This is a genomic window from Candidatus Paceibacterota bacterium (assembly GCA_035452965.1).
GTDB lineage: Bacteria > Verrucomicrobiota > Verrucomicrobiia > Limisphaerales > UBA8199 > UBA8199.
Genome location: DAOTCE010000001.1, coordinates 1 through 23,476, shown reverse-complemented (window position 1 = coordinate 23,476; position 23,476 = coordinate 1). Strand labels below are relative to the sequence as shown.

At 63.4% G+C, this 23,476-nt stretch carries 11 protein-coding genes; 6 read left to right on the top strand and 5 right to left on the bottom strand.

The features are described from left to right. Positions 1 to 21 precede the first annotated feature (21 nt). Complete coding sequence (locus tag P5205_00055) at positions 22 to 1,272, top strand: Gfo/Idh/MocA family oxidoreductase (GenBank protein ID HSA08743.1); 1,251 nt, start codon at positions 22 to 24, stop codon at positions 1,270 to 1,272. 36 nt (positions 1,273 to 1,308) lie between these two features. Here the strand turns inward: P5205_00055 and efp are convergent, their stop codons facing one another. After that, complete coding sequence (gene efp, locus P5205_00050; protein HSA08742.1) at positions 1,309 to 1,866, bottom strand: elongation factor P; 558 nt, start codon at positions 1,864 to 1,866, stop codon at positions 1,309 to 1,311. Between the two features lie 25 nt (positions 1,867 to 1,891). Beyond that, positions 1,892 to 2,686, bottom strand: coding sequence for a phosphatase PAP2 family protein (locus tag P5205_00045; GenBank protein HSA08741.1), 795 nt, complete (start codon positions 2,684 to 2,686; stop codon positions 1,892 to 1,894). A gap of 680 nt (positions 2,687 to 3,366) precedes the next feature. On the opposite strand from P5205_00045, the gene P5205_00040 reads away from it, so the two are divergent. After that, complete coding sequence (locus tag P5205_00040) at positions 3,367 to 3,531, top strand: hypothetical protein (GenBank protein ID HSA08740.1); 165 nt, start codon at positions 3,367 to 3,369, stop codon at positions 3,529 to 3,531. A gap of 146 nt (positions 3,532 to 3,677) precedes the next feature. Here the strand turns inward: P5205_00040 and P5205_00035 are convergent, their stop codons facing one another. Next, positions 3,678 to 7,004 carry an Ig-like domain-containing protein gene (locus P5205_00035; protein ID HSA08739.1) on the bottom strand — a complete coding sequence of 1,109 codons (3,327 nt, stop codon included), beginning with the start codon at positions 7,002 to 7,004 and terminating at the stop codon, positions 3,678 to 3,680. A gap of 509 nt (positions 7,005 to 7,513) precedes the next feature. On the opposite strand from P5205_00035, the gene P5205_00030 reads away from it, so the two are divergent. Beyond that, entirely contained in the window at positions 7,514 to 8,680 is a 1,167-nt protein-coding gene (locus P5205_00030) for a uroporphyrinogen decarboxylase family protein (GenBank protein HSA08738.1), read from the top strand. 7 nt (positions 8,681 to 8,687) lie between these two features. On the opposite strand, the gene P5205_00025 is transcribed toward P5205_00030, so the two are convergent. Further along, positions 8,688 to 14,882: an immunoglobulin domain-containing protein gene (locus P5205_00025; GenBank protein ID HSA08737.1), complete on the bottom strand. Its 6,195-nt coding sequence runs from the start codon at positions 14,880 to 14,882 to the stop codon at positions 8,688 to 8,690. A gap of 193 nt (positions 14,883 to 15,075) precedes the next feature. Between P5205_00025 and P5205_00020 the strand changes: the two genes are divergently transcribed. After that, complete coding sequence (locus P5205_00020; protein ID HSA08736.1) at positions 15,076 to 16,185, top strand: PmoA family protein; 1,110 nt, start codon at positions 15,076 to 15,078, stop codon at positions 16,183 to 16,185. A gap of 2 nt (positions 16,186 to 16,187) precedes the next feature. On the opposite strand, the gene P5205_00015 is transcribed toward P5205_00020, so the two are convergent. Beyond that, positions 16,188 to 17,090 carry an endonuclease/exonuclease/phosphatase family protein gene (locus P5205_00015; protein ID HSA08735.1) on the bottom strand — a complete coding sequence of 301 codons (903 nt, stop codon included), beginning with the start codon at positions 17,088 to 17,090 and terminating at the stop codon, positions 16,188 to 16,190. 153 nt (positions 17,091 to 17,243) lie between these two features. On the opposite strand from P5205_00015, the gene P5205_00010 reads away from it, so the two are divergent. Both P5205_00010 and P5205_00005 read left to right on the top strand, forming a co-directional pair. Then, complete coding sequence (locus P5205_00010; protein HSA08734.1) at positions 17,244 to 17,891, top strand: DUF2959 family protein; 648 nt, start codon at positions 17,244 to 17,246, stop codon at positions 17,889 to 17,891. Positions 17,892 to 18,083: 192 nt separating this feature from the next. Further along, positions 18,084 to 23,315 carry a RecQ family ATP-dependent DNA helicase gene (locus P5205_00005; protein HSA08733.1) on the top strand — a complete coding sequence of 1,744 codons (5,232 nt, stop codon included), beginning with the start codon at positions 18,084 to 18,086 and terminating at the stop codon, positions 23,313 to 23,315. Positions 23,316 to 23,476 lie beyond the last annotated feature (161 nt).

Genomic DNA, 23,476 nt, shown 5'->3' with positions numbered 1-23,476 from the left:
GCGGGGGACATGCTCTGGGTCATGAATAAAAACCTCCATCCCGGCTCTGACGTCCTCCGGGCGGCAGAGAAGTCTGTTTCCTTCAGTTCGATTACCCGGCGTTCGTTCCTGCACGCCATTGGGCTTGGTTCGGCTGCCCTGGCGGCTCCGCTGGCTGCCCGGTCGCAGGAGAAAGTGATCCAGGGGTTCGAGAAGGCGGCTACGGAGGAAAGCGCGTCCAAGGGATGGAAGCCAGTCTCGGATCGCCGGATTCGGGTAGGGCTGGCGGGCTACGGGGTATGCCGGTTCGGGGCGGCGTTCAGCTTTGACAAGCACCCGAACGTGGAGGTGGTGGCTGTGAGCGACCTGATCCCCGATCGGTGCGCCGCGCTGGCCAAGGCAGTCAAGTGCGGCAAAACGTATCCGTCCGTCGAGGAGATGGTCAAAGACGACCGGATTGAGGCCATCTTCGTGGCCACGGACGCCCCCAGCCACGCGCGGCTTTGCATCGAGGCGATGAAGCACGGCAAACACGTCGCCTCAGCGGTGCCGGCGATGTTTGGCTCGCTGGAGGAGGCGCACCAGTTGTTTGAAACGGTGAAAGCCACCGGCTTGAAGTACATGATGTTCGAGACCTCGTACTTCCATGAGGACCTTCACGCGATGCGGCAGATCTATAACGCTGGCGGGCTGGGCAAGCTGCTTTATTCCGAAGGGGAGTATTTTCACTACATGGACACGCCGATTGATTCCTACAAGGGCTGGCGCATCGGCCTGCCGCCGCAATGGTACCCCACGCACTCGAACGCCTACTACACCGGCGTGACCGGCGGCAGTTTCACCGAAGTCTCCTGCATGGGCATGCCGAGCGTGATTGAGCATCTGCGACCGGCCAACAACCGCTACAAGAATCCGTTCGGCACAGAGATCGCCCTGTTCCGCACCAGCGAGGGGGGCACTTCGCGGATGGGCGTCAGTTGGGATTCCCCCGGCTACGGGGGTGAGATGGGCCGGATTCGCGGGCAGAAGGGCTCGTTTTACGGGAAATACGAAGGGCTGGAGAAGAAACTGCCCGACCTCAATCGCCCGCCGCTGCCGCCCGGCGTGGAAGCCGGCAGCCACGGCGGCTCACACGGCTACCTGATGAACGAATTTGTCATGGCCATCCTCGAAAACCGCAAGCCGCTGGTGGACGTTGCCCAGGCCCTGAACATGACGGTCGCTGGCGTCATCGCCCACGAGTCCGCGCTGAAAGACGGCGAGCTGTTGAAGATACCCCAGTTCAAGCTGTAGGCGGGCCGTCTGGCAGAGCGGCCCACGGGCCTGCCGTCAGGCCCGCTCCATGTACTTGCCGGTGCGGGTATCCACCTTGATCTTCTCGCCCGTCTTGATGAAGAGGGGGGCCTGGACCGTGATGCCGGTTTCCAGAACAACTGGCTTCTGGACGTTGTTGGCGGAATCGCCACGAATGCCTTCCGGCGCATCCGCCACCTTCAACACCACGCTGGACGGCAACTCAATCGCCACGGCCTTGTCCTCGACGAACGTCACGGTCACCTGGGCATTTTCCACCAGGTAATTCTTCCCGTCGCCGATAAGGTCCGGCGTGAGCATCACCGTATCGTAGGTCTCGGGGTCGGAGAAGACGTAGTCCTGGCCGTCTTTGTAGCTGAAATCCATCTTGCGGGTCATCATCGGCACGACGTCAATCTTCTCGGTCGAGCTGAAGCGCACGTCGGAGGATCGCCCGCTGCGGATGCTGCGGAGAGTGGCCTGGACAAAGGCGCGGAGGTTGCCCGGCGTGCGGTGCTGGCTGTCCATGACGACGCAGATGTCGCCGTTGTAATTAATCGCCATGCCGCGGCGAAGGTCATTTGCTGATGGCATATCGGTCTATTCGGTCTGTTCTAATTTACTGCTGTCCACATTCCAGGACGGGGAGCGTGGAGGGTAAGTGTGCGCTGCCTGATTGCAAGTCTGGTTTTTTGCTGGCCCAGGCCTGCACCTCTGCCTTGGCCTCGGCCAGGTCGCGCTGGAAGGCCGGGCTGGCGAGAAACTCGCGCGCCAGCGCCTGACCCAGAACGCGCGCCGCGTGGATGTCGGTCGGGAAATGCTTGCCGATGAGCACGCGGTCCCAGCCGATCTGGCGGCCGATGGCCAGAATCCCCTCTTTCTGTGCCGGGAACAACTCCGCCAGCAGCAGGGCCTGGACGGTGCCGCGGGTGGAATGCCCGCTCGGGTAGGCAGAACTCCTTTCCGGCCGGCCCAGGGTGAGTTGCGGGTCCAATTGGTAGGGACGCAGCCGATTCCAGTGATCCTTCGTTCGGTTGAGCGGCTCGGAGATGTCCGTTTTCACCTTCTGGAACAACGCCTCGGTCTTGGGAAACCTGCCGGGCTGAAAGAAGGGTCCGATAGCCGGCGCGTACAGGAAGATCGAAAGACTGGCGTTTTTGAATGCGTGGTCTCTCTCGGCTGGCGTCCGCGCCTGGAAGACCGCGCGCGCTGAGGCCAGGTCCGCCGCCTCCTCGGCTGATCCAGCGACCGGCGGCGGTGCCAGCAAAGACACGCCGTCGGGACGGCCGGGGGGCAGATAATGGCTCTCCGCCAGCAGAGGCAGGGCAACAACGACGACCAGGCACAGGGTCAGTGCCCGACAACAACCAGCCACCCGCGAACCCGGATGGCCCATGCCAACATTCAACTTCACGCGATTACTATTGCACAGGGAGGCGCAGGTGAGAAGCTCCTTGCCAGTTTGGCAACATTCCCAGCCAATCTGAACCGACAAAGGCGACGGCTGCGAGAAGGCCAACGGCAAAGGTCATCGTTGGGCGAGTTGGTTCCGCACCTCCCAAAGTGCCGAAATCCGTTGCCACGGTTCCATATTCCTCGACCGGATGGCCGCCCTGTTAGAAATCGGCGTTGTGTCCATTTTTGAGACAGTAATAGTCTCCCAGCACTCTCCCCACAGTCGAATTTGCCGGTGCGACTACGATGTGACACCCGTGCTGCCCCGGTGTGTATCCCATGGGGAGCGCTCCCCATGGGATACACACCGTAGTCCCGCCGGATTGTCGCCGTATGCTCGCCGTAGCTGGCATGGGCTTGGGGGGGGGCTGGTGGGGCATGACTTGGCACGAACCTGCCGTCCTGGCGCTAAGAGCAGCATCCGCAGGCTGTTATGGGGTAAACACCCCATAGAGCGGGAGGGCAGGATGTGCTAGGAAAGACGAGTAACTGCGGCTCGGAAAGGAGGCGAGACGCGGGACTGTGTTGCGGAGCGGCCCCCCAGCCCGGTGGCCGCTCCTTTTCTTTGCCTCTGGTGGTGCGAGAACGGAGGCATCCGCAAGGCGAATTCTCCTGTCCGTGCCGGGGTATAATGCTGCCGTGGATGAGTTCATAAGGCTGCGTGGTTGCCTGTTGGCAATCCCGTTTCTGGGCACGGTGCTGCTGCTGCCGATCCTGGTGTTTGAGCGCGCCTATTCCATCCACTACCTGGCGCAGTACGGCAGCGGCTACGACGTCTGCTCAGCGCCAACAGCCAGCTTTTGAGCCATCGGCCGCTGTTGAGATCAAGAAGGCCCCTCTCGCTTGCCTTCTCTCCTTCGTGGGGGAGAGGGGCCCATTCGAATTCCCTGGCCCACCCCAATCAGGGTGCGCGGCTCAGGAGCTCTGGGGCCGGCGACGAGCGCCGTGCTTTACGGTGTGGTTTGTATCCGATAGAAACGTTGCGCAGTGGAGACCGAGTTCTCGGTTTGGAAGTCAGACGTGCCTGAAGCCTGCTTGCTGCCTGCGGAATACCAATTCGTGGTAGCAAGATTGGTGCTGTATTGCAGCGTGTAGGTCTTGCCGGCCATGGTGTTGGCGTAATGGACCGTCACGCTGCTCGTGCCAGCTCCCGGGATTGAGGTGATTCGCGGCCGAGGCGTGGCGACCACCATCACGAACGCGCGGTTGTACAAGCCGCTCCCGTCATTATACAGGCCAGCTCCGGTGATGACTGGATCGCCGGCTGAGTTGGTGCCCACGCTGAATGCCCGGTACAAGCTGGTGAAGTTGCCGAGGATGCCTTCAGCCGCCGCCCGCTCCGTCAGGTCCAAGACCTTCCAATTGGCGGGGTTCGCGTCCCCGGTATCCCACAGCACGGCCTTTTCCGCGCCGCGGTAGTTCATCCCCACGGCATAGCGTCCGTCGGCGGTGCAGCCGTACGGAGTTACCAGCCTGGTTGATCCCCCGGTGTTGGGGAAATCAGGCAACGGGTGGATGCTTTGCAGCGAGTCGGTGTCCGAGGTCACGATGGCTTTGTAGCCGTGCCAGTTGGGATCTGTGGGGGTCGGGGAACGGCCGAAGATCTGGTTGCCGTCGGCGCTGACGGAGAAGCATTCGCCGATCAGGGTGCTATCCAGGCCGGCAAACGCCCAGGTGCCGACGTAGCCCGCAGGCCAGCCGATAGGCCCCTTGGGAGGGTAGTCCACAACGTAGTTGCGCCTCGTGGCGCTAGCCGCGTCCCGATAGTATCCCACGGCGCGCCCTGTGGCGCCCGCGACCCCGTTCATGGCTCCCGCGTCCGGATTGTCAATGTAAAACCCCTTTTGCACAAATGCGCAAGGCGTCGCGCTGTTCCATGTGCCGCTCCCCTGACAGGTGAAGAGCATCCGCTGGTTGTTGATGTCCTGAGGCCAATTGCCGATGATGACGTAGAAGTTCCCCGAGTTGGGCACAGCTCCCAGTGAATTTGCGTTGGGCGGATTCAGGCCGTTAACAAAGCTGGTATCGGTGCGCATGGCGCCCCAGGTGGCGCCACCGTCGGTCGTGCTCCAGTTCGCCTGGTAGCCCCCCGACATGCCGTCCAGCACGAGTTGCTGATTGCTCCGATACCCGATGCCCGTCAACCGGGAGGGCGGGTATTGCTCGCTGGGAACCGAACTGGCCGAGGGTTGGATGACGGTGCCATTGGCCACGTTATAGAAGAACCCGTAGCCGTCCCCCAAAGTGCTGGTGTAAGAGGAGCCGACCACGTACCGGCCATCCGGCGAAATGGCGCGGCCCTGGCTCTGAGGTTGGCCGGACTGCCACGCTGCCATGGGAACAGCGATGAGCCTGGAGCCGCTCGGGGCTTCGCTGACGGTCACGAGAGCGGCAGTGGAGTTTGCGCTCATGCTTGAGTTATACACGACGCGCGCGCTCAGGCTGTAAGTACCCGCGGGCACGCCGGGCCACGAATACGCATAGGGCGGGACCGCGATGCTGGCGATCAGGTTCGTGCCCCAGTTGTAGAAGTCAACGGAGTTGATGGTGTTGAAGTTGGTCGTGACGGAGGCCGCCAGCCCTATCGTGGCGGGGGCGACAAGGCTGGCGCCACCCGTCGGGGCAGTTAACACGACCACGGGCGGCGGGTTGGCCTCGGTGGTAACGGTGGCGCCGGGAGCCGACACGAGGCAGCTTTCCTGGCCATTGACGGTCTGGGTAGCCTTGAGCACCCAGCCGGCGACCAGCGTCGGAGGGGCGACGGTCACCACGACGTTCGCGCTGCCACCGGCGGCACTGCCGATCTGGCTGCCGTCGTGATAGACTTTGATGGTCGTGGCCGCCGGGTCACAACCCGTCACGGTCACCGTGGTGGCGGTTTCATAAACCGGGGCGGTGATGCCGCCGACATCGGCGACGGTGCTGCAGAGGGAAACGGTCATCACAAAGCCGCGGTTCCATATGCCTGCCGAGTTGCTGTAAGAGCCATATCCCGTGACCACTGGGACCCCGGCCGCATTGATCCCCACGCTATAAGCACGGGCCAGCCTGAGCCAGCGGGAATCCGGGGCGGTGTCCAGGAGGCCCTCGGCGGCGGCGACGTCCGTCAGATCCGTCACCGTCCAGTTGGCGGGGTTTGCGTCGGCGGTATCCCACAACACCGCCCGTTCCACGCCTCGGTAGTTCATCCCGACCGCGTACCGTCCGTCCGCGCTGCAGCCGTAAGGACAAGCCAGGTATTGCGAGCCAGCCGCGTCGGGGAAATCGGGCAACCGGTCCGTTCTCACCCAGGAATTCATGGTGGTGCCCACGATCGCCTTGTAGCCGTGCCAATTGGCGTCGAAGGAGGTCGGCGACCGGCCAAATATCTTCGTGCCGTCAGCACTGACCGCCCAGGCCTCGCCGTTAGTGCTGCCGTTCAGGCCATTAAAGAACCAGGTCTTGGCATAACTGGCGGGATAGCCAACACCACCCGGGGGCGGATATTCAACGATGCAGTTGAGTATGTAGGTTTCCGTCTGCCCCGACCAGGGCGCATCCCGGTACCAGCCGACCGCCCGCCCCGCGGCCGTTCCCGTATAGGCAACCCCGCACATATTAGCGGCGTCAGGATTATCAATGGCGAAGAACTGCTGGTTCATGGATGCAGGCCACGTCCCGCTGCCCACGCCGGTATAGCAGTGTCTCTGGTTGTCAATGCCCGCTCCAGTAGGACGAGTATCCGCACTACCGATCAAGGTGTAGTACTTGTCGGATCCAGTGACCGAGCCAAGCGAGTTGGCAACGGGCAAATTCTTGCCGTCCGCGAAAGAGGTGTTGCGACGTATGACTCCAAAACTGGCACCACCGTTAGTCGTCATCCACTCCGACTGGACGAAATTCGCCTGGTCATAGCCTTGCATTACGACTTGCTTCTGCCCCCCGCTGGTTCGATACCCAACCCCGGTCAGAATGCGAGGGGGCGCAGTGGCGCTAAGAGGTGAGTCTATGGTATTGTTGGTCACGTTATAGAAGAAGCCGTCCATGTAAGCCCTATACACCGTATTGCTCTCATACTCGACACCCACCAAGTACGCCCCGTCCGGGGTAATGGCCCGGCCTTCGTTTTGCCATTCCCCATAGCTCCCCTCGTAGAAGAGCGGTATCAGCTTAAGGGTTGAGGCCGCCGCATTCGTCGCCGCCGCCGCGATCAAGGCCGCCGCGAGCGTGAATGCCAGTTGCAGGAGTCTGTGGCCCAGGCCAACGCGGCCTGGGGATTGGGGGGTGTGGGGATGCATATACGGGGTGCTTCGCATTGAGTGTTTGACTGTTGCTACTGATTCTTCGGCATCGCCGAACCAGGCGGTACTGCGGCCAGCACTGCAATTGCAGCCGGCTGGCCAAGTGTTCTGATTCTGACTAACCGGCTGCATATTACAGATTCCGCACGACGAATTGCAATCTGTAATTGCCCGGGATGACTTGTCTATCGGTAAAACAAGTGGACCGGCCCGGCGGGGAGGGAAACCTCTGCTGAAGCCGGCGTGATCTCCGGGCCAGCCGGGCCCTGCTCGCCGTCGCCGCTGCCGCGAGGCCTCACGGTGAAGAGACACCATGAGCTGGGATCAAGTCCCGCCGCTCGATAACATTCCTTTTTGTGTTTGCAGCGGGGCGCGTGGACTCGCGAAGATCGAAGGACTCGTTGGGCGGGGCGCGTGCTCTGTGCGCGCCGTGGTCTGCTCGAATGGAGACGCGGCAGGCAGGCGCCTGCCGGCCCTGCCTGGAAGTTGTTTTAGTCAATTGCTCTATGTGTGCCGACGCCGCCCATAACCGCTGGACCAGCCGCCGCCGGCTGCTGACCGCGCTTTCGTGTGGAATTCCGGACCGGGTGCCTATCAACACCTATGAGCTGGCCGGCCGGAACCGCCGGGACTGGTGCAACCAGCAGCCCAGCTACCGCGGCCTGATGGATTACATCCGTGCGCACACAGATTGCATCACCAACTGGAATCCGCGCCCGGCCACGGATCGTTACACCTGCGAGGAGCGCTTTCTGTGCTCCGACTACCCGGTGGAAATCGAAGCCCGCACCGAGGCGATTGGGCAATTCGAGCGGACTACGAATGTTTGCCACACGCCCAAGGGGGATTTGCGCCAGGTCACCCAGAAGACGGCGGACGTTCACACCACCTGGCAGGTCGAGCACTGGTGCAAGAGCATCGCCGACGTGGACAAGGCCTTAAGCGTGCCCTACGAACCGGCCCGCTACGACTCGTCCGACCTGGCTCGGGTCCTGTCCGAACTGGGCGAGCATGGGTTGATCATGGCGTCTGTCGGCGACCCCGCCTATCTCGCCGCCGATCTCATGTCCTTCCAGGACTACATGATGTGGGCTTTCGAGGAAACGGACCATTTCGCGCGCACGGTGGAGATTGTCGCGGAGCGTGTGATGGAGAACCTGCAACGGCAGCTCGACTGCTGCGTGCTGGATGTTTACCGCATCGTCGGGCCGGAATATTTCACGCCGCCTTACCTGCCACCGGCGATGTTCAAGCGCTTCGTGATGCCGCATGTCACGGAGATGACACGGCTGATACACGAGCGCGGCGCGAAGGTGCGGCTGCATTGCCACGGCAAGGTGGGCCGGGTGCTGGACCTGATCCTAGAGACGGGCTGCGACGGGATTGACCCCTGCGAGCCGCCGCCCGACGGCGACATCAGGCTGGACGAATTGAAACGCCGCTGCCAGGCGCGCGGAGTGTCGGTGTGGGGCAATATCGAGCTGAAGTTGCTGGAAGAGGGCACGCCCGAGCAGGTGAGAGCTGAAGTGCGAAAGGTCATGGGGCAGGCGAAGGAGGGCGGCGGCTTCGTGCTGCTTCCCACCGCCGGGCCCATCAACGTCCCGCTTTCTTTCAGGACCGAAGCCAACTACAAGGCGTTCATTGACGCGGGCCTGGAACTGGGCCGCTACTGACGACTGCTCAAGGGACCTGGATGCGGTAGAAGCGGCCAGAAAGCTCGGTGCTGACAGGGAAGTCGTTGGTAATGAAGCTGCCGGTCCCGGGGTTGGTTGTGAGCGGCAACCAATCGTTGGTGTCCAGCAGCGCATCCTTGTACTGCACGACAGAGTCAACCCCAGTGACGCTGGGGAAGGTGATGAAGAGATTTGTCGATCCGCCTCCTCCGGGCGACGGGTCCCCCGGGTAAACGGTGAGTTCAGGCCCCACAACCGTCAGGACGGCAGCGGGACTGGTCACGGCAGCAGCCAGGTTCGCCACTACCGCGTCGTAGTTGCCCGCATTGGCAGGCAGGGCAAATGCGAGAGTGTAGCAGTTGGTGGTGGCACCCGGGATCTCGATTCCCTGGAAGCGCCACTGGCAGTCCAGTTGGCCGCCACAGTCGTTGGTCGCGCTGAGGCAGAAGGTAACGCCCTCGCCGAGGGGCACCGCCTGGTCTGCGGGATTACTGAGGATCATCGGCGGGGCCACCACCGTCAGGGCAGCGGCGCTGCTCGTCAGAGAACTGCCCAGACTGCTCACTACCACCTCGAAGCTGCCCGCGTCAGCGCATTGGACATTAGTGCGGGTGTAGACGCTGTCGGTAGCTCCCGCAATATCGCCCCCATTCCAGCGCCATTGATAAGTCAGGGCGATGCCGCATTCATTGGTGGCAATCACCGTGAAGGCGGCGTCCCCGCCCTGAGTGGCGATTTGGCTGACAGGCTGGGCCAGGACGTAACTCGGGGAAACGACGGTCACGGTGAAGGAGCACGAGTTGGTGTTTCCGCTGGCGTCCGTCGCCGTGCAGTTCACTGTCGTCACGCCCGCCGGGAAGGTCGAGCCGCTGGGCGGCTCGCTTACAACGCTGGCCACCGCGCAGTTGTCGCTCGCGGCCACCTCCCAAGTCACGTTGCTCATGCTGCACTGACCCGCATCGGCGCTAACCACCAGGTTTGTCGGGCAGGAGATTGTCGGAGCCTGGACATCCAGCACAATCACATGCTGCTGGCAACTGTTGGTGTTGCCAACGGCGTCCGTGATCGTCCAGGTCACCACGTTGGTGCCCAGCGGGTAGCTTCCGATTCCATTGTTCGTCACGGTTGCTGTTCCGCAAGGATCGTCCGTCAGCGGGCTGCCCAGAGCCACGCCGGATGCCGTGCAAGCCCCCGGGTCCGCAGGCACCATTACGTCCGCCGGGCACGTGATGGTGGGAGGGGCCGCGCCGGCGATTGTCAGCGCGGCTGTGCTCGAAGCGGTAGTGCCCAACGAATTGCTGGCCAGCAGCGTGTAGGCCCCGGCATCGGAGCATTGAACGCTGTCCAGCGTCAGCGTGTGGCTGATGGCTCCGTCGAGATTTGTCCCGGCATGCTGCCACTGGTAGCTCAGGGGTTGCTGCCCGGCAGCTATGGCGGTGAGCTTGACGGTTGTGCCCAGCGTCACGGCCCGGGCAAAGGGTTGCACCGTGAAGTGCGGGCTTCCACCGCCCTCCAGCGCCAGGGTGTGATAGCCGCCGCCTGCCACCGCCATACCATTACTTAAGAGGCCAGGGGTATTGGTCTGTCCGTTGTTATTCAATCCCCAGACTGCCACGGTTCCGTCCGCCTTCAGCACCAGCGAGTGGTACAACCCGGCCGAAATGGCAGCCACGTTGGTGAGGTCCTCCGGCACCTGAGACTGGCCGAAGTCCGGGTTGCCGCCGGTATTGTTGGTGCCCGCGCCCCAGGCGGTTACCGCCCCGTCGGCCTGCAGAGCCAGGCTGTGGTAGCCGCCGCCGGCGATCGCCACAACATCACTCAACCCATCCGGAACCTGGGACTGGCCGAAGTCCGGGATGAGGCCTGTGTTATTGGTCCCTGCGCCCCACCCCACCACGGTTCCGTCCGACCTTAACGCCAGGCTATGGTAGATGCCGGCTGCGATGGCCACCACATTGCTTAGTCCGGAAGGCACGGCAGATTGGCCAAAATGCGTGGAGCCCAGGTTGCTGGCACCCGCGCCCCACGCAATCACCGTTCCGTCCGACTTCAGCACCAGGCTGTGATAGGCCCCGGCGGCGACGGCGGTAACGTTGGTCGCTATCGCCGGCACGATCGCCTGTCCATAGTGCGGATTGGCGCCGCTGTTGGTTGTGCCCGCGCCCCAGGCGGATACCGTGCCGTCCGCCAGCAACGCCAGGCTGTGGTAGAATCCAGCCGCCAGGCTCACCACGCTGTTCAATCCGTCGGGCACAACCGCCTGGCCAAACTGGGGGTTGAGCCCCGAATTGGTCCGGCCGGCCCCCCACGCAACCACGGTTCCATCCGCCTTCAGCGCCAGGCTGTGAAAGAGACCACCCGCCACGCCCGCCACGCCGTTGAGCCCGGGTGGGATGTCCGCCTGGGTGAGAACGTTATTGCCCCACCCCACCAGCGGCCACAGTGCCAGCAGGGCGTTCGAACTGACCACACTTCCGTAACTGTTGCTCACTCCCACTGAATAAGCGGCCATGTCCGCCGCCTGCGCATTCGACACCGTCAAACTGGCCGTCGCAGAGCCGTTGATCTTGCCGCCGTCCACCAGGTTCGTGCCGCCTCTCGTCCACTGAAAGGCCAGGTTCGGGCCGGCGGCCTCTATCGTGAACGAGACCGCGGAGCCGGCCACTGCCGTCTGGCTTGCGGGCTGAGCCAGAATGACGGGCGGGAAGGGCGCCGTGAGCGCGGCGTTCGAACTCGCCACCCATCCGTTGATGTTAGTTACCAGCACCGAGTAATTGCCCATGTCCGCCGACTGCACATTCGACACTGTCAGGCTGGCGGTTTGGGCGCCGCTGATGTTCTCCCCGTCGGCCAGATTGCTTCCTGCTCTTCTCCACTGGTAACTCAGCGGCAAAGTGCCCCCCGCGCTCGCGACGAAAGTGGCTGTTGCACCAGCGGCCACGGCCTGGTCTTGCGGCTGCGCCACGATGAAGGGATCCATGACAGTCAGCACCGCGTTGGTGCTCAGGACCGAGCCAAAGTCGTTGGTGACCAGGACCGCGTAGGTGCCGGCTTGGGCCACCTCCACATTGGTCAGCGTCAGCACAAGGTCCACCGCGTCCGCCAGGTTGGTGCCATTGAAGCGCCATTGGTAAGACAGCGGCGCGGTGCCGGCGGCGGTGACCTGAAAAACCGCATTTGAGCCGGCGAGCACGGTCTGGTTGTCCGGCTGAACGGTGATGGTCGGCGGGGCAAAAACAGTGGTGACGTTGGTCGCCGAGTTGTTGTCAGAGTTCGGGTCGGGAGTGAGGCTGGCGACCGAGAGGGTATTGGTGATAAGCCCCTCAGCATTGGGCGTCACCACCACCGTGAAATTGCTGGCACTACCGGCAGCCAGGGCGTCCACTGTTGCAACGACTTGCCCGCCAAGATGGACGCATCCCGGGGATGCGGAGACGAAGGTGACGCTCGCGGGCAAGGTGTCAGTCAGTGTCACACTGATGGCCGGCTCGGGTCCGAGGTTCGTGACGGTCAGGGTGTAGGCCAGGTTCTGGCCAGCCACAACGGGATCGGGCGAGGCCGTCAGCGCAACCTGCAGGTCGGGATTCAGGATGCAGCAGGCAACGTTGGTGCTGGTGACCGACAAGGTGTCAACGAACCACCCGGGCGCGCCGGTGCTGCTATCGGACCCGCAGCGCCAACGCAGTTGGATAATCTGGCCGGAAGCGGCTGAAGGCAAATTGACCAGAGTAGTGATGAACCCGGCGGAATCGCCCGTCCATGCGGACCGGCCACCCAGGGGGTTGCCGTATAAAGTGCTCAACGTGCCCACGTAGCCGCCGCTCACGAAACTGCCACCCGCCAGCAGGATGTCGGTCCAGGGGCCGTCGGCGATCTTGATTTCGAGGACGCCACCGTCGTAGATGGTCTCGAGGTTGTAACGGTGCCGGAAACTCAATTGCGCCAGGCTCGCCGGCAGCGCGATGCCCGGCGAGTTCAACTCGTTGACGCCGATGTTGCCAGGGTCCGGGGAGAAGAGGGCGTTCGGCGCGGTGTCAGCCGAGGAAATGGAGCTGATCCAGGCCGATTGGGCGTCGCTGGCGACAGAGGTCCAGTTCGCCGGCAGGGCCGGGGCGATGACATCGTCGAAGTTCTGGGACCAGACGTTGGTCAGGCTGGATTGGCCCAGTTGAAACCAGAAGTTCACTGTCCCCAGGTTCTCGGCGCCGTCCTGCAATTGGAGGGTGGCGACATTGTTGCCGCCGCAGTTTCCGATCGCGGTGAACGAGAACGGCAAGCTTACGGCCGGGCCATTGGCGGCCAGCTCTCCGTAGGTCTGCGGGGCGCTTGGCCAGATCAGTCCCTTGTTGGTCAGCAGGGTCGCAACGAGGTTGGTGGTGCCGCCGCCGCCGATGTTCCTCAGGGCAAAGTTGACGGTGACGGTTTCATTGGGATCAATCACGGAATTAGTGGGCAGGCACCCTTCGGCGCTGAGCAAAGCGTTGTCCAGCCCGATAACCGGTTCCTCGGGACCGACTCCGAAGGTCATGGTTGTTCCGCTGTCGCTGAAATGGTGGAAGAGGATGCCGGACGCCGAACCATCCCACCAGCGGGCGGCGGGGCTGGAGGCGTCACTCAAGCGGTTGCTGTAATCGGCCGCCGTATTGCCGAGGAAGTAGAGGTCCTGGGCGTCGCCGAAGTTGGAGTTGTTTTGGAGGTGACAGGAGTTGTCGGCCTGCACGAGGGACAGTTCGTAGTTCAGGTGCAGGTTGTTGAAATTGGTGCTTTGGTTATCTTTGTCGCCCAACTCATCCACGTGCCAGATGGCGACGCCGGACCCGGGCAGGCTGGCGTCACGACCGCTCTGCTGGCGGTTTTCCACCAAGTAGTATTCAGTGGGGGTGCCTGGTTTGGTGCAGCGATAGAATTTGTTGAAGTCGGGGCCCGACGAGCTGACGGAGGCCGTGAGGACGGAACTGGTGGTCAATTCCAGGGTCGTTGCCCAGCCCGCCGCGCGTTTGAGGTAGGCCGAGACTTGGACCGGGTTGGTATCGTAGAGGCCATAACCCATCAGGCAGAACGCCCCGGCGCCACCGATGGAGTCGAGTCCCTCGTCGTAGAGGTCGGGGAACCCGCACAGCAGGTGGCCGCTCTCGTGGCAGAAGGTGCCCAGCGTCGGCGCGGCTCCGATGTTGGTGATCTGGTATTTGAGCACTGCCTTGCCGTTGCCCAGGTCAATCGGGCTGACCAGGCTCGATGGGTGGGGCCACAACCCCTTTTGCCATACGCTGCTGCTGGCCCCGGCAAAGAAGACGTTAAAGACTAATACGTTGCTGCTGGCATCCACAGTCAGGTTGGCGAACGTCGGCAGGATTTCCGTAGTGTAATTGGCCAGCGCCTTCATGGCGGCGATGGCCTCGCTGGTCAGCAAGCGCCCCTGTGTCCATTCATCGGCGGTGACGTCGTTGTAATAGCTCTTGGGCTGCGGCGCGCGAATGTAGATCGTGACCACATTGCTGTAAGTGAGCTGCTGGTTGGAGACGTCGAGAAAGTAGCTTTTCACCGAGCCGTTGTTGCCGTAGCCGGTGTAGTTGTCCCCGTTGCAGAAGTCGATGATATCCGCCTGTGGGATGGTCGCTACGTCGTCGCTGAAATCAATCAGCAGAGTCAGCCCCAGCTTGTGCCCTGTGGTCGTCGCAGGCGGCGGTGACGACGCCGGGGTCTTCTGTGTTTCGGCCAAGTCAGCAAGGCGTCGCGCGCTTTTCAGGGCATTCCAGCGCTGGGAGATCTCGAGCGCCTGATCCCAGCGCGCGTAACGCTCCGCTGCCTGGCGCTTCGCCGCCAGCGGATTGATCCGCACGTGCGGCTTGAGCTTCGGGGTGGCGGGGGGGCTGTGGCCCACTGCGACACCGGTGGAGACGAGCTCCGCGCCGTCGGCGGAAACGCCGGCATAATCGTAAGCCCCGGTCTTCTGGTTGAATACGACCGTGTAGCCGTCCAGGGTCTCGAATACCGCGTGGAATTCATCACCTTGTCCCCACAGCACGATTTGCGTGCCGTCAGGCTGCGTGAACGCGAACCTCCTGGCAAACGGCGCTGCCGGCGCCGGGAGGTGACAAAGCACCAGCAGGGCGGCAACCAGGCCATGCGTTAAGGTTGGGGTTTTCAGGGCGCTGTTATATGGGTTTTGGGCTACACAGCACGAGTGTTTCCAGTTAATCATTGAAACACAGGGTGATGGGGTTGTCGAGGAGATTCCTTGCGTGTACCAGGCGGTTCCTGGGTCTGGGGGGCCCCTCCAAAACCCTGGCGGCGACCACCGCGTGGGTTTTGATCTCCAGCGCGCTGCCGGGGGTGATTGCCGCCTTGCCAACGCCCCGTCCGGCAGATTAGCTACCCGGACCATATTGACCTATATGGAGTTCAAACCTATGACGAAGCGCCAGCCATTGCGCAGGCAGTTCACGTTTTCAACCGGCCCGCGCCTCCGCTGCCGGAGCGCGCTCGCTGCGGCGTTGCTCCTGTCATTGCTGTGCAGCGCGCCCGCCAGCTTCGCAGCAGCGGCGCGAGGGGCGGTTGATTTGGCCGGCGGTGCAGCGAGGCAGGCTGCGGCTTTTATGAGCGCCAGCCCGGACCACGCCAGCGGCCAAATCGACCTAACCGAAGACGGCAAACCGGTCCTGCGTTACAACTACAAGACCATTGAGCCGGGTGATTCGCTGCACATGGTAAAACCTGCCAACCGGATCTATGCGCGCGCCCGCAGCAACTACATCCACCCGCTTTACGGCCTGAATGGCGAGGTGCTGACGTGGGATTGGCCGGCGGACCACCCGCATCATCGCGGCATCTATTGGGCGTGGCCGGAAGTGGATTACGGCACGAACCGCGGCGATCTCCACGCACTGCAGCAGGTGTTCGCGCGGCCCACGGGAAAGGTGCGGCTCCAGAGTGGCCGGCTGTTTGCCGAAGTCGAGGGCGAGAATCTCTGGTTGTGGGAGGACCGCGAACCCATTGTGCGGGAACAGGCCATCATCCGCGCCGGCCGCGCGACGGCGGCGGGCAGGGTCATCGACCTGGCGTTCCGGTTTGTCGCGCTCAAGGATGGCGTGACCCTCGCCCGGCGCGGCACCGACCAATACGGCGGCTTGAGCCTGCGCCTGGCCGGCCCGGCGTCGCAGGAGATATCCATGCACACCGACCCCACCAACGCCGTCCCGCGCCGCGCGTGGTCGGACTTGAGCGGCGTATTTGCCGGGGCCGGGGCGCCGTCCGGGCTGACTGTTCTGCAGCACCGGGAGAACGCCGATTACCCGGGAGACTACTTCCAGGTCCCCGCTTTGTCGTGGTGCCAGCCGACATTTCCGGCTGCGGGGACGCGCTACCCGTTGCGGCGCGACCAACCGCTGGTGCTGCGCTACCGGCTTATTATCCATGCCGGGCCCAAGCCGGACGCGAGCCAAACCGCGAACTTGTGGGACGCGTTCAACGGGCCTGAAGCCGTCCTGCCGGCTTTCCGCCAGTAAGACTACCGGGACGCGCCCAACCGCATTTTCGCCACCACCGGGCAATGGTCGCTCGGGAACTGGCCCTCGCGCGAGAAGGGCACAACTTCGACGCGGTCCACCGCCGCATCGCCGCGGTACAGTATCCAGTCAATATGCGCCCCGCCCTTCTCAATGGCGTTGAACCCGTTGAAGGTCCCGATGCCTGCGTTCACGCGCTCGCGGGCGGTCGTCCAGGTGTTGGTGAAGAATCGGTCGCCGGTCAGGATGGTGTAGGCCTTGTTCTTGCCGGCGGCGGCGTTGAAGTCGCCCACGAGCAGCACCGGCAGCCTGGCGTCGAAGGTGGCGGCGCGTTCACGGACGAGTTGGGCTGCCTTCTCGCGCGCTTCCTGGACCTGGTGGTCGAGGTGGGTGTTGATGAAGACGAATTCCCCTTTGGTTTGGCGGTCGCGGAATTTCACCCAGGTCACCATGCGGGCCAGCTTGGGTCCCCAGGTCTTCGAGCCCATGACTTCCGGCGTGTCCGAGAGCCAGAAATGGTCGAACGCCAGCGGTTCGAGCCGCGCCGTGCGATAGAATACCGCCATGAACTCGCCCCGGCTGCCGCCGTCCCGCCCCAGGCCGATCCAGTCGAATGCCGGCAAGTCCGCCGCCAGCTCCTGCAGCTGGCCATACAGTCCTTCCTGCGTGCCGAGGACGTCGGGCGCGAGCTGCCTGATGAGCTCTGCCATGAGCGGGCGGCGCTGCGGCCAGGCGTTTGGCGGGTTGGGACTGGCGAACTTCAGGTTGTAAGTCATCACCGTCAACGTGTCCGATTCGGCGGCTACGGCCGTCTGGGCTTTGGCGCGGAAGGCACTGAGGCCAAAGGCGCAGGCGGTGAAAAGCAAAATGGCGGTGACACGGCTAAGGCAGACACGTTGTTTCATGCCATGCATTCTAGCCGCCCGGTTCGGGCGGGCAAGTCGCAGAAGCGGGCACTCTCGACGTGACGCGTTGGGCAGCCCGGCCCCGCGCGCATGGCTTTTCCTTGGGCGCACCCGTCATTGACGGTGGCGGTCAATGATGCGAGCATCGCGGCTATGAAACGATTGTCGCTCGTGGGTTTGCTGCTGGTGTCGCTCGTCGCTTTGTCCTCGTGCAAGAGCGTGATGTATTCCGCTTACGAGAAGGTCGGCGTTTACAAGCGCGACCTGCTCAAGAAGCGGGTCGTGGCGGCGCGCGACGAAGAAAAAGAAGCGCAACAGGAATTCAAGGATGCCCTCACCCGCCTGAAAGAACTGTCCAGCTTCGATGGGGGCGAACTCGAGAAGCGGTATCGCCAGCTCCAGTCCGACTACGACGATGCGGCGTCGCGGGTGGAGGCGGTTCACAAGCGCGTTCAGGATGTGGAGACAGTGGCGGCGGACCTGTTCGCCGAATGGGAGAAAGAGAACCAGCAGATTGAGACCGCGTCGTTGCGCGACGTGAGCCGGCAGCAATTGACCGACACCCGGCGCCACTACAATGAGATGATCACCGCGCTGAAGAAGTCGGAGCAAAGCATGGACCCGGTCCTGCGCAAGTTCCACGACTATGTGCTGGCGCTCAAGCACACGCTCAACGCGCAGGCCATTGCCGCCCTTGCGGGCGAGTCCACCAAGATTCAGGCTGACATCGCGCGGTTGATTGACGAGATGAACGCCTCGATCGCGCGCGCGGACGAATTCATCCAGCAGATGCCGAAATGACGGCAGACCGGCGCCGAGCGGTCTGACGCAACCGGCCCGGCGGCGAGCCGCCGGCCGGCATCCACCGCCAAGCGGGCGCGAAGGTTGCCGGCTGGACGCGGCGGGCGAACCACCAGGCGCCACTTGCGGCGCCAGCGAAGGACAGATTCTTGGACATCTTCGCCCTTTCCTCGCTACACTGGCTTTCCGAGTATGAGCTCGCAGGCGAGTGAAAGCAGAAGCGGCGTGGCCGAGGCGCTGCAAGCCTTGTTGGACCGCGCCGTTTTGCTGGATCTGGAGGTTTCTCACAGCGGGAAGATTCTCAAACTGGGTGCCGTTCTCGGAGAGCAGCGCCTGTCGCGGTTGGGAAGCAGCCCCTTGGAAACTGTCTGCGGCGAGCTTAACCGGCTCTCGGCGGGGGCCAAGTGTGTGCTCGGCCACAACCTGCTTCGCCACGACCTTCCTGTCCTGCGAGAGCGGGCGCCGGAGCTGCCGCTCTTGCGATTGCCGGTCATAGACACCCTGGTGTTGTCGCCGATCTGCTTTCCGGAGAATCCCTATCACCGTTTGGTGAAGAATTACAAGCTGGTCCGCGAGAGCATCAACGACCCTGTGGCCGACGCCCGGCAAGCCGCGGTTTTGTTCAAGGACGAGGTCCAGGCGCTCAAAGGACTGCGCCGCACCGAGCCGCGCCTGTTCGAGGTCCTGCATTATCTCTTGGCGACTCCGGACCTTGAGACCGACCCGCTGTCGGCCGGGATGGCGCTCGTGTTTGACGCACTCGGCGCCAGGCCCCCGACCGCCACGCGGGCGCTGCAATTGTGCCGTGAGCTTGTCCCTCAGTGGGGCTGCTCCAGCGTGCCAGTGGCTGAAGGCCTGGTAGAAACTCAACCCGGCAGGCTGGCCCTGGCGTACACGCTGGTCTGGCTCCGCGTCGCCGGCTCGAATTCTGTACTGCCGCCGTGGGTTCGATCGGAACACCCGCTGACCGGCGAGCTCATTAAGCGGCTGCGGGAGGTGCCGTGCGCGTCGCCCGAATGCACCTATTGCAAAGGGGCGCACGATGCCACGGCGCAGCTGCGCAAGTTTTTTCAGTTGGACAGCTTCCGCCCGGCGCCAGAGACCAGCACGGGCGGCAGTTTGCAGCAGGCGATTGTCGAGGCGGGCATGGCCAACGAATCTTTGCTGGCCATACTGCCCACCGGCGGCGGCAAATCGCTTTGCTACCAGCTCCCCGCCCTGGCGCGCAACTTCCGCCGGGGCGTCCTGACCATCGTCCTGTCTCCGCTCCAGGCCCTGATGAAAGACCAGGTGGACGGCCTGGTCCGGCGCACCGGCACGCCGTTCGCCGCGGCCCTTTACGGTCTGCTCACGGCGCCGGAGCGCAGTGACGTGCTCTGCAGAATCCGGCTCGGTGACATCGCGCTCCTGTACGTCTCGCCGGAGCAGCTGCGCAACCGTTCCTTCGCTGAAGCCATAGCCCAGCGCGAGATCGGCTGCTGGGTGTTCGATGAGGCCCATTGCCTGTCCAAATGGGGGCACGACTTCCGCCCTGACTACCTCTATGCCGGCCGTTTCATTCGGGAGTTCTCGAAGAAGCAAGGAGTGGAGATTCCGCCTATTGCGTGCTTCACCGCCACAGCCAAGCAGGACGTGCGCGAGGAAATCCTCGCCTTCTTCAAGAGCGAGGCGGGCCGGGAAATGACACTCTTCTCCAGCAGTGTCGAGCGGGACAGCCTGTGCTTTGAGGTGCAGACCGTTGAGGGGTCGAGCAAGTATGAGCGCATCCATGAGTTGCTCTCCGATCGCCTCCCCGAGGGGCGACCCGGCAGCGCCATCGTGTTCCGCGCCACGCGGCAGGAGACCGAGATCACGGGGGAATACCTGCGCGCGCACGGCTGGACGGCCGCTCACTTCCACGCAGGCCTGACCCCGCCCGAGAAGAAGCGCATCCAGGACGAGTTCCTGGCCGGCGACACAAAAGTGATCTGTGCCACGAACGCCTTCGGCATGGGCATAGACAAGGAAGATGTCCGGCTCGTGATCCACGCGGACACGCCGGGCTCGCTGGAGAACTACCTGCAGGAGGCCGGCCGCGCCGGGCGTGACGGGAGGAAAGCAGAGTGCGTCTTGCTTTACGCGGACCAGGATTGCGAGACGCAATTCCGGATGGAAGCCTTCTCCGAGCTGAGCCGCCGTGACATCGCCCAGATTCTCCGGAGCCTGCGAAAGGCCGTTCGCGGCGACAAACAGGAACTGGTCATCACGGCCGGCGAGATCCTTCGGGACGAGGAACTGCAAATTGATGTGAACCTCCAGGATCGCATGGCCGACACGAAGGTCCGGACCGCCGTCTCGTGGCTGGAACGCGCCAACTTGCTTCAGCGCGACGAGAATGTAACGAGGGTCTTTCAGGCCCGCCCGGTGGTCAAAGACCTGAACGAGGCCAAAGCCAGAATCGCCGGCTTGCACCTCTCCGCCAACGAGCAATCCCTCTGGCTCGCCATCCTGCGGGAGATTTTCAACACTCCGCCGGCTGAAAGCCTCACGGTGGACCAATTGGCATTGCTGCCTGAATTCGCCGGCTTTGCCAAAGCCAACCCCGCCGCGGCGGCCAACCCGGAATTTGTGAGCGCCAGGATTCTCAAGATCCTGGGCAGCATGACTCAGGCCGGGCTCATGAAGCGCGACATGCAGCTCACGGCTTTTGTGCGCCACAAAGTCGCCGACCACTCCCGTTTGCGGCTGGACCGGATTCTTCTCACCGACCGCAAGCTTGTGGACGTGCTGGCAGACGAAGAACCGGATCCGGTAGACTGGATGCCCCTGTCCTTGCGGCAGCTGAACCAGCGGCTCTGCGACGAAGGCTGCGAATCTTCAACCGAGCTGGTTAGAGCCTTGCTCAAGAGCCTGGGCGAGGTGGGGCGCGGATTTGGCGGCACCAACGGCTGCCTCGACCTGCGCTATTTGGCCCGGGACACCTACCGGGTCAAGGTGCGGCGCGGCTGGACCGAAATAAAGGAACTGGCAGGCAACCGCAGAAAGCTGGCGTCGCTGGTCCTGGACACGCTCCTGGCCAAGATTCCCCCGGCGGCACCCGCCCGCGCCGACTTGCTGCTGGAATTCCACTTTGAGGAGCTGCACCAGGCGATCGAGCGGGACCTGGCGCTGGGGGTGGAAACCAAAGACATTGACGCCGCGATAGAGCGCGCGCTGTTGTTTCTCCACGAGCTGCGCGTGATCACTCTGCAGCAGGGGTTGGCCGTCTTCCGGTCCGCGATGACCATCCGGTTCCGCCCCGAGGCGCGGGGCGAGAAGTACAAGGCCTCGGATTACCAGCCCCTCGAGCACCACTACAAAGAACGCATTCTTCAGGTGCATGTGATGAGCGAGTACGCCCGCCTGGGGCTCGAACGAATACAGGCCGCCCTGGAATTGGTCCTCGCCTATTTCACGCTGGCGAAGGACGAATTCCTCCGCCGCTACTTCCGGACCAAGCCCGACTTGCTCGAGCATGCGACCACCGCCGGTTCGTTCCAACGGATCGTCACCGACCTGGCCAATGCCGACCAAATCAGAGTGGTCACCGCGCCGCCCAGCCGGAACGTGCTGATTCTGGCCGGCCCGGGCTCGGGCAAGACCCGGACCGTCGTTCACCGCTGCGCGTATCTCCTGCGGGTTGAGCGGGTGCGGCCGCAAAGCATGCTCGTGTGCTGCTTCAACCGTCACGCGGCGATCGAGCTGCGCCGGCGATTGGCCGACCTCGTGGGTGATGATGCGCGCGGGGTGACGGTCCTGACCTACCACGCTCTGGCCATGCGCCTGTTGGGCTGCTCGTATGCCGAGCAAGCAGCCGGCGGGCGCGACCTGGACTTCGACAAGCTTATCGCGGACGCGACAAAACTGCTGCGCGGCGAGAACGTTCCGCCGGGGCTGGAGGCCGACGAGGTCAGGGACCGCCTGCTGGCGGGCTTTCAGTATGTTCTGGTGGACGAATACCAGGACATAGACGAGCCCCAATACGAGCTGATCAGCGCCATCGCCGGGCGCAGGATCGAGGACGCGGACCTGAGGCTCTCCATCCTGGCCGTCGGGGATGACGACCAGAATATCTACACGTTCCGCGGCGCCAACGTGGAGTTCATCCGCAGGTTTGCGCAGGATTACGGCGCAGAGGTTCATTACCTCGTCGAGAACTACCGCTCCACGGGTTACATCATCGAGGCGGCGAATCACCTGATTGCGGCCAATGTTGACCGCATGAAAACCCACCACCCGATCCGTATTGACCGGCATCGCGAGATGCTGGGTCCCGGCGGGGAGTTTGGGCGCCGGGACGCGTTGTGCCGGGGCAAAGTCCGGATCATCCAGGTCGCCGACGCCGCGTGCCAGGCCGAGGCGGTAGTGGCGGAGTTGCGCCGTCTCAACCGGCTTGGCGTTACCGAATGGTCCAGCATCGCGGTGCTCTCGCGGGAGCGCGCCGATCTGGCCCAGGTGCGGATGCTCGCTGAGCAGGAGTCCATCCCTGTCCGGTGGGTGGACTCGCGGAGCGCCATGCCTCCGCTCCACCAAATTCGAGAGCTGAACTTCTTCCTCGCACACCTGGCCAAGGACCGCGGTGCCTTTCAGCGCGCCAGTGATCTTTCACGCCTTGCGGCCAGGCTCTTCGATGCGAACGAAGGGAATCCGTGGACACAGTTTCTTGGTCGGCTGCTCCAGGCCTGGGCCACCGAATCTGGAGATGCCGATCTGCCGGTGCGGCAGGCGCTGGAATTTTTGTATGAGGCCTGCGCCGAAAGCCGGCGCGAGTTTACTTACGGCCAGGGCGTGACGCTGAGCACCGTGCATTCAGCGAAAGGGACGGAGTTCGACCACGTGCTGGTGATTGGGCCCTGGCGGCTCCCGGCGCAACGAATGAAGCAGGAGGAAGAGCGGCGGACTTTCTACGTCGGCATCACCCGCGCCCGGCAGACGCTGGCAGTGTTTGACCGGCGGGATGTATCCCCCTCGTTGCCGGCAACGATGTCGGACAAGTGGGTAATCCGCTCCCGGTTCGCCACCGCCCCCGGCAGGCGGCGGAGCGTCTCCCTGCGCTATGAAGTGCTTACGCTGGAGGATGTCCACCTGGGCTACCCAGGCCAGTTCAGCCAGGGGGATCGTATTCACAAGGCGCTGGCGGCATTGAAGACCGGCGACAAACTTGCCATGCGACCTTGCGGGCGGAGTGGCATTGGTGCTTTCGACAAGTCCAACAACTGCGTCGCCCGTCTCTCGCGGCAGGCGGAGGAGCGTTGGGGCAGCAGGCTGACATCTGTGCGGGAGCTTCGCGTCCTGGCCATGGTCCGCCGGAAGGCTGAGCAGGACACGGACGAGGCCCGCCGCAAGCGGTACCTCGTGCCAGAATGGGAGGTTCCGGTGGTGGAAGTTGCGTTCGAAGACGGTTGATGAAACAGGTTCAGCCGGCGCGGGCGGTTGCACCTGCACCGGAGGACGCTGAGACGGGAGTTGCGGGTGGGAAAGCCGCTACAGCGGAGTTTGGGGCGAGGGGTGGCGATCGGGTAGGAGGTGAGGGTTAGAACCTCACCGTCCTCCCACACCACCGGACG

Excerpts from the sequence above, each read along its gene's own strand:
- P5205_00055 (HSA08743.1), top strand. The coding sequence starts at position 22 with ATGAATAAAAACCTCCATCCCGGCTCTGACGTCCTCCGGGCGGCAGAG.
- efp (HSA08742.1), bottom strand. The coding sequence starts at position 1,866 with ATGCCATCAGCAAATGACCTTCGCCGCGGCATGGCGATTAATTACAAC.
- P5205_00035 (HSA08739.1), bottom strand. The coding sequence starts at position 7,004 with ATGCATCCCCACACCCCCCAATCCCCAGGCCGCGTTGGCCTGGGCCAC.
- P5205_00030 (HSA08738.1), top strand. The coding sequence starts at position 7,514 with ATGTGTGCCGACGCCGCCCATAACCGCTGGACCAGCCGCCGCCGGCTG.
- P5205_00025 (HSA08737.1), bottom strand. The coding sequence starts at position 14,882 with ATGATTAACTGGAAACACTCGTGCTGTGTAGCCCAAAACCCATATAAC.
- P5205_00020 (HSA08736.1), top strand. The coding sequence starts at position 15,076 with ATGGAGTTCAAACCTATGACGAAGCGCCAGCCATTGCGCAGGCAGTTC.
- P5205_00015 (HSA08735.1), bottom strand. The coding sequence starts at position 17,090 with ATGAAACAACGTGTCTGCCTTAGCCGTGTCACCGCCATTTTGCTTTTC.
- P5205_00010 (HSA08734.1), top strand. The coding sequence starts at position 17,244 with ATGAAACGATTGTCGCTCGTGGGTTTGCTGCTGGTGTCGCTCGTCGCT.
- P5205_00005 (HSA08733.1), top strand. The coding sequence starts at position 18,084 with ATGAGCTCGCAGGCGAGTGAAAGCAGAAGCGGCGTGGCCGAGGCGCTG.